Consider the following 12,752-nt stretch of genomic DNA (forward strand, 5'->3'; position numbering starts at 1 on the left):
TGGTTGATCGAGAAGCGGGTCAGGTCCTGTGAGGTCACTGGGGGACTCCGTACACGTTGAGGAGCGACTTCATACGGGACTCCGCCACCGCGGGGTCCGGGAACAGGCCCAGGCCGTCGGCGAGTTCGTACGCCTTCGCGAAGTGCGGGAGTGAGCGCGCCGACTGGAGGCCGCCGACCATGGTGAAGTGCTGCTGGTGGCCCGCGAGCCACGCCAGGAACACAACTCCCGTTTTGTAGAAGCGCGTTGGGGTCTGGAACAGGTGGCGGGAGAGCTCCACCGTCGGGTCCAGGAGGTCGCGGAAGGCCGCGTCGTCGCCGCGGTCCAGGTGGCGTACCGCCTCCGCCGCGACCGGGCCCAGCGGGTCGAAGATGCCGAGCAGCGCGTGGCTGAAGCCGCGGTCGTCGCCCTCGATCAGCTCGGGGTAGTTGAAGTCGTCGCCCGTGTAGCAGCGGACTCCGTCCGGCAAGCGCCGGCGCAGGTCGACCTCGCGCTGGGCGTCCAGGAGCGAGACCTTGATGCCGTCGACCTTGTCGGGGTGGGCGGCGATGACTTCGAGGAACGTCTCCGTTGCGGCGTCCAGGTCAGACGAGCCCCAGTAGCCCTCCAGCGCCGGGTCGAACATCGGGCCCAGCCAGTGCAGGATCACCGGCTCGGTGCACTGGCGGAGGAGGTGGCCGTACACCTCCAGGTAGTCGTCGGGCGTCTTCGCCGCGGCGGCCAGGGCGCGCGACGCCATCAGGATCGCCTGGGCGCCCTGCTCCTCGACGAGGCTCAGCTGGTCCTCGTACGCCTCGATCACGTCGTGCAGCGTCGCCTCGCCGGGCGTGAGCTGGTCGGTGCCGACGCCGCAGGCGATCGCACCGCCGACCGCCTTCGCCTCGGCCGACGAGCGGCGGATGAGCTCGGCGGCGTTCGCCCAGTCCAGGCCCATGCCGCGCTGCGCGGTGTCCATCGCCTCGGCCACGCCCAGGCCGTGCGACCACAGGTGGCGGCGGAAGGCGAGCGTCGCGTCCCAGTCGACGGCGGCCGGGGAGTCCGGGGAGATGTCCGCGTACGGGTCGGCGACGACGTGGGCGGCCGAGAAGACCGTACGGGAGGTGAGCGCGGCGCCTCCCGGCTGGAAGGCGGTGGGTGCGGTGCGCGGGGCGTACGAGTACGTCGTGCCGTCCGCGCGCGGCAGGAGGAGGGTCACAGCTGGATCTCCGGGACGTCGAGGCGGGTACCCTCGGCCGACGACTTCAGGCCGAGCTCGGCGAGCTGGACGCCGCGCGCGCCGGCGAGGAGGTCCCAGTGGTAGGGCTCGTCGAGGGCGATGTGACGGAGGAAGAGCTCCCACTGGACCTTGAAGCCGTTGTCGAAGTCCGTGTTGTCCGGGACTTCCTGCCACTGGTCGCGGAAGGAGTGCGTGACCGGGAGGTCGGGGTTCCAGACCGGCTTCGGGGTGGAACTGCGGTGCTGTACGCGGCAGTTGCGGAGGCCCGCCACTGCCGAGCCCTCGGTGCCGTCCACCTGGAACTCCACCAGCTCGTCGCGGTTGACGCGGACCGTCCAGGAGGAGTTGATCTGGGCTATCGCGCCGCCCTCAAGCTGGAAGATCCCGTACGCGGCGTCGTCGGCCGTGGCGTCGTACGGCTTGCCCTGCTCGTCCCAGCGCTCGGGGATGTGCGTGGCGGTCAGCGCCTGGACGGCGGTGACGCGGCCGAAGAGCTCGTGCAGCACGTACTCCCAGTGCGGGAACATGTCGACGACGATGCCGCCGCCGTCCTCCGAGCGGTAGTTCCAGGACGGGCGCTGCGCCTCCTGCCAGTCACCCTCGAAGACCCAGTAGCCGAACTCTCCGCGGATGGAGAGGATCTTGCCGAAGAAGCCGCCGTCGATGAGGCGCTTCAGCTTGAGGAGGCCGGGGAGGAAGAGCTTGTCCTGGACCACGCCGTGCTTGATCCCGGCCGCCTTCGCCAGGCGCGCCAGTTCCAGGGCGCCGTCGAGGCCGGTGGCGGTCGGCTTCTCGGTGTAGATGTGCTTGCCGGCCGCGATGGCCTTGCGGATGGCCTCCTCGCGGGCGGAGGTGACCTGGGCGTCGAAGTAGATGTCGATCGTCGGGTCGGCGAGGACCGCGTCGAGGTCCGTCGACCAGTGCTCGATGCCGTGCTTCTCGGCCATCGACTTCAGTACGTGCTCGCGGCGGCCGACCAGGACCGGCTCGGGCCACAGGACCGTGCCGTCGCCGAGGTCGAGGCCGCCCTGCTCACGGATGGCGAGGATCGAGCGGACCAGGTGCTGGCGGTACCCCATCCGGCCGGTGACACCGTTCATGGCGATCCGCACTGTCTTACGCGTCACGAGATTCCCTCTCCGCAATTCCAACCGCAGCATTTCCAACCGCAGCATTTCCGTCCGCACTGCGACGACAAGCGTGATAGCAAGCGCTTTCTACGCGCTATGAAGCTAACCTGCGACCGACGGGTCGGACAAGTGGCAATCAGCAAGTTGCCCGGGGATTGAGACGAGGAAGAGATGACGACGACGCTCGCGGACGTGGCAGCCCGGGCCCGGGTCTCCCCGGCGACGGTCTCCCGGGTCCTGAACGGCAACTACCCGGTCGCCGCCTCCACCCGCGAGCGGGTGCTGCGGGCGGTGGACGAGCTGGACTACGTCCTGAACGCGACGGCGAGCTCCCTGGCCGCCGCCACCTCCGACCTGGTCGGCATCCTCGTCAACGACATCGCCGACCCCTTCTTCGGGATCATGGCGGGCGCCGCCCAGTCGGCGATCGGCGGCCAGGAGGGCACGGGGCGCGGGGGCGGCGAGAAGCTGGCCGTGGTCTGCAACACCGGCGGGTCACCCGAGCGCGAGCTGACGTATCTGACCCTGCTGCAGCGCCAGCGCGCGGCGGCCGTGGTGCTGACGGGCGGGGCGATCGAGGACCCCGAGCACTCGGCCGCGGTCCTGGCCAAGCTGGGGAAGCTCGCGGACGCGGGGACGCGCGTGGTGCTGTGCGGACGGCCGCCGATGGAGGGCGGCGGGGCTGCCGTACTGGCGACGCTGAGCTTCGACAACCAGGGCGGCGGGCGTCAACTCACCGAACACCTGCTGGAGTTGGGGCATCGGCGGATCGGATACGTCGCCGGGCCCGAGGAGCGGACCACCACCCGCCACCGGCTGGAGGGACACCGCAAGGCGCTGGAGGCGGCGGGGATCAAGGACGACCCGCGGCTGGTGGTGCACGGTCCGTACGACCGCCAGTCGGGGTACGAGGCGACGCGCGAACTCCTCGACAGGGAGCCGGGGTTGACGGCGGTCGTCGCCGCCAACGACACCGTGGCCCTGGGCGCGTGCGCGGCGGTGCGCGAGCGGGGGCTGCGGATCCCCGAGGACATCTCGGTGGCGGGCTTCGACGACCTGCCGTTCTCGGTCGACGCGGTGCCGGCGCTCACGACCGTACGACTGCCGCTGTACGACGCCGGGGCCTGGGCCGGCCGCCTCGCGATGGGCACGGAGGCACCGCCCGCGGGCGGGGTCGCGGTGGTCCGGGGCGAGTTGATGGCGCGGGCGTCCACGGGGGCGCCGGGGCGGTGAACGGGTACGGGCGGACCCCTTGTGCGGGCGCGCCCCGCCTCCTACCGTTGACGGAGTCAAAGAAACCGGCCCTGGGTGGACATCATGCCCGTACATGAGATCCGCGCGTTCAACCGCTTCTACACCAACCTCATCGGCGCGCTCGACTACAGCAAGCACCTCTACACCCCGTACACGCTCACCGAGTCCCGCGTCCTCTACGAGCTCGCCCACGCGCCCCGCACCGACGCGGCCGACCTCCGGGCCGAACTCTCCCTTGACGCCGGGTACTTGAGCCGACTCCTCGCCAAGTTCGAGCGTGACGGACTGGTCGAGCGGGCGCCCTCCGCGCTCGATTCGCGGCGCCAGCGCATCACGCTCACCCCGAGCGGGCGCGAGGCCGCTGCGCTGCTCGACGAGCGCTCGCGCGAAGCCGTCTCCACGATGCTCTCCCGGGTCGATCCCGCCGAACGGGACCGACTCACGGAGTCCCTGCGGTCCGTACGCGACATCCTGCAGCGGAGCCGCGGAATCGACGCCGCCCGGCCCGCTCTGCGCGATCCCGGACCCGGCGATCTGGGGTGGATCGTGCAGCGGCACGGGGCCCTGTACGCCGCCGAGTTCGGGTGGAACGCCGACTTCGAGGGGCTCGTCGCCCGGATCGTCGCCGACTTCACCCAGGACCACGACCCGCATCTGGAACGGGTCTGGATCGCCGAGCTCGACGGGCGCCCGGTCGGCGGTGTGATGTGCGTACGCGACGATGCGCCCGGGACCGCCCGGCTGCGGCTGCTGCTCGTCGAGCCGTCGGCGCGCGGGCACGGCGTCGGACGCCAACTCGTGGACGCCGTCGTCGAGTTCGCCCGCGAAGTGGGATATCGCGAGCTCGTGCTCTGGACCAACGACGTGCTCGCGTCCGCCCGCAGGATCTATCAGGGCGCCGGGTTCACGCTCGTCGCCGAGAAGCCGCACCGCTCCTACGGGGCGGATCTGGTCGGACAGGACTGGCGGCTCAGTCTTCAGGAAGGAACAGTGCGTTGAAGTTCGCGTTCTCCACCCTCGGGGTGCCCGGTCTACCCATAGCGGATGTCGTACGGCTCGCCTCCGACACCGGCTACCAGGGCGTCGAGCTGCGCGCCCACCCCGAGGAGCCCCTGCACCCCGGGTCCACCGCGGCCGAACGGGCCGCCGCCGTCGAGGAGTTCGCGCGCGGCGGTATCGAGATCCTCGGCGTCGCCGGGTATGTGAAGGTCGCCGCCGAGGGCGACGACACCGAGGCCGAGCGCGGGCTCGTCGAGCTCGTCGACCTCGCCGCCGACCTGGGCGCACCCTTCGTCCGCGTCTTCCCCGGCGGCGGCGAGCAGCCCCAGGAGGTTGCGGACGCAACGGCCGCGCGGCGGCTGGGTTTCGGGGCGGAGGTCGCGGCGGAGAAGGGCGTACGGATCCTGATGGAGACGCACGACTCGCACCGTACGGGCGCTTCCGCGGCCCGCGTCCTGGGCCCCGTCGGACACAAGAACGCCGGCTCCCTCTGGGACGTCATGCACACCTGGCTCGGCGGCGAGGACCCCGTCACCAGCCATGCCGTACTCGCCCCGTACCTCGGATACGCCCAGGTCAAGGACATCGCGTCGGCCGACGACAAGACCCCGCTCGCGCTGGGCGCCGGGGTCCTGCCACTCGCCGAGTGCGTACGGATCCTCAGCTCCGAGAACCCTGAGGGCTGGCTGTGCTGGGAGTACGAGAAGCGGTGGTATCCGCAGGCGGCGGAGCTGCCGGGGATGCTGGCAGCGGGGCGCGAGCACCTGGAGCGGTTGATCGCGCGAGCGAAGGCTGTGCAGTCCTAGAAGCCAGAGCCACTCCGCCGACGAGGAGCGCCGCCGCGCACCAGTCCAGCGCGGTCAGGCGCTCGTCGAGGAAGAGTGCCGCCGAGGACATCCCGAAGACCGGGACCAGGAGCGTGAAGGGCGCCACCGAGTTGGCGGGGTGGTGGCGGAGCAGATAGCCCCACGCCCCGAAGCCGAAGACGGTGGAGACCCAGGCGACGAAGACGATCGTGCCCGCCCCGCTCCAGTCGAGCCCCGCCAGGGCGTCCGCGTCCGCGCGGGGGCCCTCGAAGAGCAGGGAGAGGGCGAGGAGCGGGAGTACGGGCACGGTCGAGACCCACACCATGAAGTTGAGCGGGTCGGGCGGGGCGGCCTTGCGGGTCAGTACGTTCGAGATGCCCCAGAAGGCCGCCGCCGCGACCACCAGGACGAAGCCCAGCACGGCCCCGTCGACCCCTTCGCCGACCGCCGCGACTCCGATGCCGGCGAGTGCGATCGCCATGCCGAGCACCCGTACGCGCGGCAGCCTCTCGCCGAGCGCGGCCGCGGCGAAGAGCGCTGTGAAGACCGCTTGGACCTGCAGCACGAGGGACGGCAGACCGGCCCCCATCCCCTGGTCCATGCCGATGAAGAGCAGCCCGAACTTGCCGACGCCCAGGGCGAGTCCGACCCCCAGGACCCACTTCCAGGCGACCTTGGGGCGTCCTACGAAGAAGACCGCGGGCAGCGCCGCGACCAGGAAGCGCAGGGCCGAGAAGAGCAGCGGCGGGAAGTGGGCGAGGCCGATGTCGATGACGACGAAGTTGACTCCCCAGACGGCGGTGACCAGGACGGCGAGGGCGATGTGCGGTGGGCGCATGGGTCGATGATCGGCCGGATCGACCCTTTAGCACCAGCGCGGATGTCTTCATGGTTGGATTGAGCATCGCTAATGAATGGGCTGATGAAGGAGGGCTCTCGTGCTCGATCTCGCCCGGCTGCGCGCGCTGCACGCCATCTCCGTCCACGGTTCGGTCGCCGCCGCCGCGACCGCCCTCGGCTACACCCCCTCCGCCGTCTCGCAGCAGATCACCAAGCTGGAGCGCGAGACCCGCACCACCCTCCTGGAGCGCCGCGGCCGGGGCATCGCCCTGACCGAGGAGGCGGTCCAGCTGGCCGCCACCGCGCAGGAGCTCCTCGCCATCGTCGAACGCGCCGAGACGACCCTGGAGGAGCAGCGCGGGGAGCCCGCCGGCCGGCTCTCCATCGCCGCCTTCGCCTCCTCCGCGCGCGGGCTGCTCCCCGGCGTACTGGCCCAACTCGCCGCCGATCACCCCGGGTTGACCGCCCGCCTCAGCGAGGTCGATCCGCATCTCTCGATCGGTCTCGTCGCACGCGGCGTCGTCGACCTCGCCGTCGCGCACGACTGGGACATCGCCCCGCTGCCGACCCCCGAGGGCGTCGAGCAGGCGGTGATCGGCGACGACCCCTGCGATCTGCTCGTACCGGCCGCCCATCCGCTGGCCGGGCGGAAGTCCGTACGGCGCGAGGAACTCGCCGGGGAGGTCTGGGTCTGCCAGCCGCCGGGGCGGGTCTGCCACGACTGGCTCGTACGGACGCTGCGCGCGATCGGCGAGGAGCCGGACATCGCGCACACCGCCGAGGAGAACCACACCATCGTCGCCCTCGTCGCGGCCGGGCTCGGGATCGCGGTGGTGCCCCGGCTGGGGCGCGGTCCAGTGCCGGAGGGGGCCGTCGCCGTACCGCTGGATCCGCTTCCGGTGCGGCGGCTGTACGCCCTCTGGCGTACCGGGGCGGCGCGGCGGCCCGCGATCACGGAGACCGTTCGGGCCCTCCAGGAGCACTGGGCCCGCTAGTTCACACCCGTACCGAACTGCGGAAATGCGCGGAACCGGCGGGGAACGGCCGGCGTCCAAGTCCCGTACTGCTGGTGAGTCACCGCAGAGCGGTGTCGGCCTCGCTGCTGGCTGCGAACGCCGACTCCCCTCTCCAACCGCCTGCGGCCAGCAGCACAGCCGCCACCGGTGCGCCCCCCTCCAACTGCACCGGTGGCGGCTCCCTTCCGGCCCTCTCGCCGGCCCCCTTTCGGCGGCGGGTTCTGCGCGCCCTCTTGACCCGGCAGTTACTTTCCGGCTATCGCTGCACCTTGGAAGTTTCCTTCAACTCCCTTGCGCAGCATGGCCGGAAGGAGCACCAGTGCCCCACCGCACATCCAGACGCACCCTGCTCTCCGCTACCGCGGCAGCCGCCGCCACGATTGCCGTCGGCGGCCCCGCACAAGCCCACAGCCACGACCGCGACCACGACCGCGACCGCGACCGGCAGCTCAAGAGGCTCATCGCCCGGATGAGCATCGAGGAGAAGATCGGCCAGCTCTTCGTCATGCGGGTGTACGGGCACTCCGCCACCGCCCCCGACCAGGCCGACATCGACGCCAACCTCGCCCAGATGGGCGTCCGCACCGCCGCCGAGCTGATCGCCAAGTACCACGTCGGCGGCATCATCTACTTCGGCTGGGCCCACAACGTCCGCGACCCGCACCAGATCGCCGCCCTCTCCAACGGCATCCAGCGCGCCGGCCTCTCCCAGCCCACCCCGATCCCCCTCCTGATCGCCACCGACCAGGAGCACGGCATCGTCTGCCGCGTCGGCTACCCCGCCACCCTCTTCCCCGGCGCGATGGCGCTCGGCGCGGGAGGCTCGCGCGACGACGCCCGTACGGTCGGCAGGATCGCCGGGGCCGAGCTGAACGCGATCGGCATCCGGCAGAACTACTCCCCCGACTCCGACGTCAACATCAACCCGGCCAACCCGGTCATCGGCGTACGCTCCTTCGGCGCCGACCCCGCCTCCGTCGCCCGGATGGCCGCCGCCGAGGTGCAGGGCTACCAGTCCTCGTCGACCGCCTCAACTGCCAAGCATTTCCCCGGACATGGGGACACGAGCGTCGACAGCCACACCGGCATCCCGCTCATCACCCACACCCGCGAGGAGTGGGAGCGGATCGACGCCCCGCCCTTCAGGGCCGTGATCGCCGCCGGGATCGACTCGATCATGACGGCGCACATCCAGTTCCCGGCGCTCGACCCGAGCAACGACCCGGCGACGCTCTCGCACCCCATCCTCACCGGGATACTGCGCGGCGAGCTCGGCTACCGGGGCGTGATCATCACCGACGCGCTCGACATGCAGGGCGTACGCGACAAGTACGGCGACGCCCGCGTCCCCGTGCTCGCCCTCAAGGCGGGCGTCGACCAGCTCCTGAACCCGCCCGACCTGGCGACCGCCTGGAACGGGGTCCGCGCGGCCGTCGACAGCGGCGAGATCACGGAGGCCCGGCTCGACGAGTCGATCCTGCGCGTCCTCCAACTCAAGGCAAGGCGCGGCCTGTTCAGCCGTCCGTACGTCAGCGACCGGGAGATCGACCACGTCGTCGGCACCCGCTCGCACCTGGCCACCGCCGACCGCATCGCCGAGCGCACCACCACCCTGCTGCGCAACCAGGGCGCTCTGCTGCCGCTCTCCCGGCGCCGTCAGAAGAACCTCCTGGTCCTCGGCGCCGACCCGGCGTCGCCCTCGGGCACGACCGGTCCGCCGACGACCGTGCTCGGCAAGGAGTTCGACCGGCTGGGCTTCACCACCACGGTGCTCTCCACGGGCACGCTCCCCACCCAGGCCCAGATCGACGCGGCCGTCGCCGCCGCGCAGGGCAAGGACGCCGTGGTGATCGGTACGTACAACGCGGGTGCGGGCGGCGCCCAGTCCAAGCTCGTGGCGGCGCTCGTCGCGAGCGGGGCGGTGGTGGTGCAGGTCGCGATCCGCAATCCGTACGACATCGCCGCACTGCCCACGGTGGGCGCGGCGCTCGCGACGTACAGCTGGACGGATGTCGAACTCCGGGCCGCAGCACGGGTGATCGCGGGCACAGTGGAACCCCGCGGGAAACTGCCCGTGCCGGTCCCCCGGGCGGACGACCCCACACAGGTGCTGTACCCGATCGGCTACGGTCTGTCGTACTAGACGTACGCTCCGTGCATCTGGCGTGGTCCCGCCCCGGCGGGTCACGCTGGATGCAGTAATGGGGGGTGTACTTGTGCACAGGCTCGGAGCTTGGGTTTTGGGGCTGCTGTGCGTCGTGCTGGTGGGGGTGCTCAGCTCCTGCCAGCAGCCGTCGGGGGGCGGTTCGGCGCAGAAGCTCCAGGAGTCGCCGCAGCCCACGGGGTACGGGGCGACGTTCCTGGGGCCGGACGAATGCAGCTCGCGCGGAAAGGACTTCCGCGAAGTGTCCTGCACCAGCGAGAGGGCGTACGCGCGGGTGCTCGCCCGCCACGACGGGAACCGGACGGCGGGGCCCGCCTGCCCGGGACCGACGGACTTCGTCCTCTATATCTCGGAGACCACACCGGCGCTGGCCGAAGGCGCGAGCGCGACTCCGGGGGCGAGTGCGACACCGTCGCCGGTCGCGCGCGGCTACGCCTGCATGCGCACGCTGGAGCCGCCGCATCCCGGTGACCCGGGCATGGGGGGCGGTCCGCGGACGGTGGTCGGGGACTGCGTCTACAACGCCGGCAAGGGGCAGGTGAAGGAGACGGCGTGCAACGGGTCGGGCGAGAAGGCACCGGAGTTCGAGGTGACGACGTCGGTGGCGCGCCGCGCCTTGTGCCCCTCGACGACCAGGCTGTACGTGCAGCTGGGGGGCGCGAAACCGGTGGGCTGCGCCCGCCGCGTGTTCTGAACGGCGGGCGCAGCCAGGGGTGTTACGGGCGCAGAGCCGGTTCCCGCTCGACGCTCTGGCGGTCCAGCTTCGCGTCGTACGAGGCCAGCGGCTTCGCCTTCGCAGGGTCCGCCTGGACCGCGGCCGGGGCGACGCCCGCCCACTCCAGGATGCGGGCCGTGGCGAGGGCCTTCTGGTCGGCGGAGAGCGTCGCGACGCTCGCACCGTGGTTCATGCCCGGCGCGGTGAACACGTAGCTGTCGTCCGCGTGCCGCCCGACGCTGAAGCGCTCCGCGCCCCACGGGTCGTTCTGCCCGTACACGAACAGCATCTGGTGCGCGTTGCGCTTCACCCAGGAGTCGACGTCCCGCATGACGCCCTTCTGGAAGCGCATCGGGATGTCGCTCGGGACGAAGTTGCGCGGCGGCTGGTATCCGTAGCGCGACAGCTTGCCGAGCCAGGGCTGGCGGATGTCGGGCGAGCCGAGCTGCGTGCCCGCCTGGTAGTAGTACGGCGTGTACGGGGACAGGCCCTGGTCGGTGTAGAAGGAGAAGCCGGAGATCGTGTCGATGGAGTCCCAGATCGCCTGGTCCGTGGCGTGCGGGGCGTCGGCCGGGATCTCGGCGCAGTCGGCGAGAAGGCTGTACTGCCAGAAGCCCCAGACGTAGTCGAGGACGACGGCCTCGTACGCCTTGTCGAGGGTGCCGACGGTGGTGAAGGTGTAGCCGTTCGCGGCGGCGTACTCCGCGTACTTCTTCTCCAGCGGTGCGCGGCGCACCAGGGCCTCGCGCTGCACGGCCTGGAGCTTGTCGCGGCACTCCTTGGTGCCGACCTGCTGGAAGAAGCGGTCGTACGCCGAGTCCTCGTTGTTCACCACGTCGTTGGGCGCGACGTACGCGACGACGCCGTCCATGTCACGCGGGTAGTAGCGCTCGAAGTACGTGGCGGTCATGCCGCCCTTGGAGCCGCCGGTGGTCAGCCACTTCTGGTTGTAGATGGGCTTCAGCGCCTGGAAGATCCGGTGCTGGTCACTGGCTGCCTGCCAGATGTCCAGCTTGGTCCAGTCGGCGGGCTGGGGCCGGGACGGGGTGAAGTACCGGTATTCCAGGGAGACTTGGTTGCCGTCGACGATCCGGGTCGGCTCGGAGCGACTGGGGGTCGTCGAGACGTTGTAGCCCGAGGTGAAGAAGACCGTGGGCCGGCTGGTGTCCTTGTGCAGCAGGGTCAGGCGCTGCTGGAAGGTGCCCTTGGAGGGGTGCCGGTGGTCGATGGGCTGGGTGTAGTTGAGGACGAAGTAGCGATAGCCGGTGTACGGCTTCTCCTCGACGATGCTCATCCCCGGGATCGCGAGGATCCGTTCCTTGATGTCCGTGCTCGCCGTACTCGGCTCCGCGGTGGTGACCGCTCCGGCCGTCGACACTCCTGCCGCACTCACGGTGCCTATGAGCACCACGAGCGCCAGCAGCCATCTGAGCGCCTTGCGCATTCGCCCTCCCCTGGGTTTACGAGATCACGACAGACCCCGAGAACCTAGCGGGGTCAACAGGCGACCCGCCAGACCCAGTTGGGCACATGATCAGCAGAGGATCCATCCCGTGGCGCCCGACTTCCCGGAGACCGTGCCGACGGCCCGCACGCACCGCTTGGCGCTGCGGACCTTCACGGGACCCGCGAGCCGCGTGAACCGTCCGCTGTCGACGACGACCCTCCCGCCGCGGGGCTGCAGGGTGACGGACATGGGGCGGCGGGCGCCGGGGGTCTTCGCGAGGGTGACGGCACAGGTGTAGGCACCGCTGCGGTACACCTCGAGGCGCCCGGTGGCGAAGGCCACGGTCTTCACGCGCTGGCCGGGGCACGCGGCCGCGGTGGCGGCCGGGGTCGCCGCGTGCGCGCCCGGCGCCGCGATCTCCAGAACCGCCGTCGCCGTCAGTACGGCGAGGCCGAAGACCAGCCTCCTGCGCAATCCGCCGTCGAACACAAATTCCCCCTGGGCCACATGAGCGTATGTGTGTACGACGCGTGGCACGGGCGGGCGGTTCCGGGCGGCCCGGTGCGAGGTTGGGAACAACCAAACCAACCCACCCGGGGTCTAACGGGACAGACCGCGCGCACGGTTGCGCGCGAAAGGCAGGGCTTGCCATGGTTCACACGCGTACAGCGGGCCGTATTGCGATTGCGGCCGCACTCCTCACGGCAGTGGCGGTGGTTCCGGCCGCCGCGTCCACGACCTCCTCGGCTTCCTCTTCGGCCGCGCACCCGCCGGCTCCGTCGAAGAGCGGCAGCCCCGAGGTGGCGTACAACAGGGTCGCCGATTTCTACGGGTCGTACATCGACGCCGGCTACGGAGAGGGCGGCGTCGCGGGCGGCAAACTCTCCACCGCGCTGCGGAACTTCTACCTCACGCCGCAGCTGCGGAAGCACCTCGCGGCATGGGAGGCCCGCAACCACGCGGACGGCGTGCTGCGCGCGCAGAACGTGCCGCGGGCGTGGAAGGTGACGCCGGTCGACAGCGGGATGGGCCACACGTGGTCGACGGTGCGGCTGACGTGGGGCTCGCCGAGGCACCCGTCGTACACGTACCTGGACGTCCAGTCGGACCTGGCGACGAAGAAGATCTCGGGGATCCGGGAGGCGCGGCGCTAGTGCCGCAGCGA

At 71.0% G+C, this 12,752-nt stretch carries 11 protein-coding genes and 1 pseudogene; 7 read left to right on the forward strand and 5 right to left on the reverse strand.

The features are described 5' to 3' along the window. Positions 1-34: 34 nt before the first annotated feature. The gene (locus OG707_RS12705; protein WP_329117548.1) at positions 35-1,195 is read right to left on the reverse strand and encodes a dihydrodipicolinate synthase family protein; all 1,161 of its coding nucleotides are present in this window, start codon (positions 1,193-1,195) and stop codon (positions 35-37) included. Then, positions 1,192-2,343 carry a Gfo/Idh/MocA family protein gene (locus OG707_RS12710; protein ID WP_329117550.1) on the reverse strand — a complete coding sequence of 384 codons (1,152 nt, stop codon included), beginning with the start codon at positions 2,341-2,343 and terminating at the stop codon, positions 1,192-1,194. The genes OG707_RS12705 and OG707_RS12710 overlap by 4 nt, the downstream gene beginning before the upstream one ends. A 174-nt stretch (positions 2,344-2,517) precedes the next feature. Between OG707_RS12710 and OG707_RS12715 the strand changes: the two genes are divergently transcribed. The 3 genes and pseudogenes from OG707_RS12715 to OG707_RS12725 form a co-directional block, all read left to right on the forward strand. After that, positions 2,518-3,579: a LacI family DNA-binding transcriptional regulator gene (locus OG707_RS12715; RefSeq protein ID WP_329117552.1), complete on the forward strand. Its 1,062-nt coding sequence runs from the start codon at positions 2,518-2,520 to the stop codon at positions 3,577-3,579. 84 nt (positions 3,580-3,663) lie between these two features. Continuing rightward, complete coding sequence (locus OG707_RS12720) at positions 3,664-4,599, forward strand: bifunctional helix-turn-helix transcriptional regulator/GNAT family N-acetyltransferase (RefSeq protein WP_329117554.1); 936 nt, start codon at positions 3,664-3,666, stop codon at positions 4,597-4,599. Beyond that, positions 4,596-5,378: pseudogene (locus tag OG707_RS12725) on the forward strand (sugar phosphate isomerase/epimerase family protein); the annotation flags it as partial. The gene OG707_RS12720 and the pseudogene OG707_RS12725, both read left to right, overlap by 4 nt. Here the strand turns inward: OG707_RS12725 and OG707_RS12730 are convergent. Continuing rightward, positions 5,260-6,243, reverse strand: a complete 984-nt coding sequence (locus OG707_RS12730; protein WP_329117556.1) for an EamA family transporter — start codon at positions 6,241-6,243, stop codon at positions 5,260-5,262. The pseudogene OG707_RS12725 and the gene OG707_RS12730 overlap by 119 nt on opposite strands. Positions 6,244-6,343: 100 nt before the next feature. Here OG707_RS12730 and OG707_RS12735 point away from each other — a divergent pair, with 100 nt between their 5' ends. The 3 genes from OG707_RS12735 to OG707_RS12745 all read left to right on the forward strand — a co-directional run bounded on the left by OG707_RS12735 (position 6,344) and on the right by OG707_RS12745 (position 10,119). After that, the gene (locus OG707_RS12735; RefSeq protein ID WP_329117558.1) at positions 6,344-7,240 is read left to right on the forward strand and encodes a LysR family transcriptional regulator; all 897 of its coding nucleotides are present in this window, start codon (positions 6,344-6,346) and stop codon (positions 7,238-7,240) included. A gap of 340 nt (positions 7,241-7,580) precedes the next feature. After that, positions 7,581-9,404 carry a glycoside hydrolase family 3 protein gene (locus OG707_RS12740; protein WP_329117560.1) on the forward strand — a complete coding sequence of 608 codons (1,824 nt, stop codon included), beginning with the start codon at positions 7,581-7,583 and terminating at the stop codon, positions 9,402-9,404. 58 nt (positions 9,405-9,462) lie between these two features. Then, on the forward strand, positions 9,463-10,119 hold the full coding sequence (locus OG707_RS12745) for a hypothetical protein (RefSeq protein ID WP_443071321.1): 657 nt from the start codon (positions 9,463-9,465) through the stop codon (positions 10,117-10,119). Positions 10,120-10,141: 22 nt separating this feature from the next. Here OG707_RS12745 and OG707_RS12750 read toward each other — a convergent pair whose 3' ends face one another. After that, entirely contained in the window at positions 10,142-11,584 is a 1,443-nt protein-coding gene (locus OG707_RS12750) for a S28 family serine protease (protein ID WP_329117564.1), read from the reverse strand. Between the two features lie 90 nt (positions 11,585-11,674). Then, positions 11,675-12,076 carry a hypothetical protein gene (locus OG707_RS12755; RefSeq protein ID WP_443071322.1) on the reverse strand — a complete coding sequence of 134 codons (402 nt, stop codon included), beginning with the start codon at positions 12,074-12,076 and terminating at the stop codon, positions 11,675-11,677. Positions 12,077-12,237: 161 nt separating this feature from the next. Here OG707_RS12755 and OG707_RS12760 point away from each other — a divergent pair, with 161 nt between their 5' ends. Continuing rightward, positions 12,238-12,741 carry a hypothetical protein gene (locus OG707_RS12760; RefSeq protein ID WP_329117566.1) on the forward strand — a complete coding sequence of 168 codons (504 nt, stop codon included), beginning with the start codon at positions 12,238-12,240 and terminating at the stop codon, positions 12,739-12,741. Positions 12,742-12,752: the final 11 nt, after the last annotated feature.

The organism is Streptomyces sp. NBC_01465 (genome assembly GCF_036227325.1).
Lineage (GTDB): Bacteria > Actinomycetota > Actinomycetes > Streptomycetales > Streptomycetaceae > Streptomyces.

Bases quoted from the DNA above. Each gene is read 5' to 3' on its own strand.
- OG707_RS12720 (WP_329117554.1), top strand. From the start codon at position 3,664: ATGCCCGTACATGAGATCCGCGCGTTCAACCGCTTCTACACCAACCTC.
- OG707_RS12715 (WP_329117552.1), top strand. From the start codon at position 2,518: ATGACGACGACGCTCGCGGACGTGGCAGCCCGGGCCCGGGTCTCCCCG.
- OG707_RS12750 (WP_329117564.1), bottom strand. From the start codon at position 11,584: ATGCGCAAGGCGCTCAGATGGCTGCTGGCGCTCGTGGTGCTCATAGGC.
- OG707_RS12730 (WP_329117556.1), bottom strand. From the start codon at position 6,243: ATGCGCCCACCGCACATCGCCCTCGCCGTCCTGGTCACCGCCGTCTGG.
- OG707_RS12760 (WP_329117566.1), top strand. From the start codon at position 12,238: ATGGTTCACACGCGTACAGCGGGCCGTATTGCGATTGCGGCCGCACTC.
- OG707_RS12745 (WP_443071321.1), top strand. From the start codon at position 9,463: ATGGGGGGTGTACTTGTGCACAGGCTCGGAGCTTGGGTTTTGGGGCTG.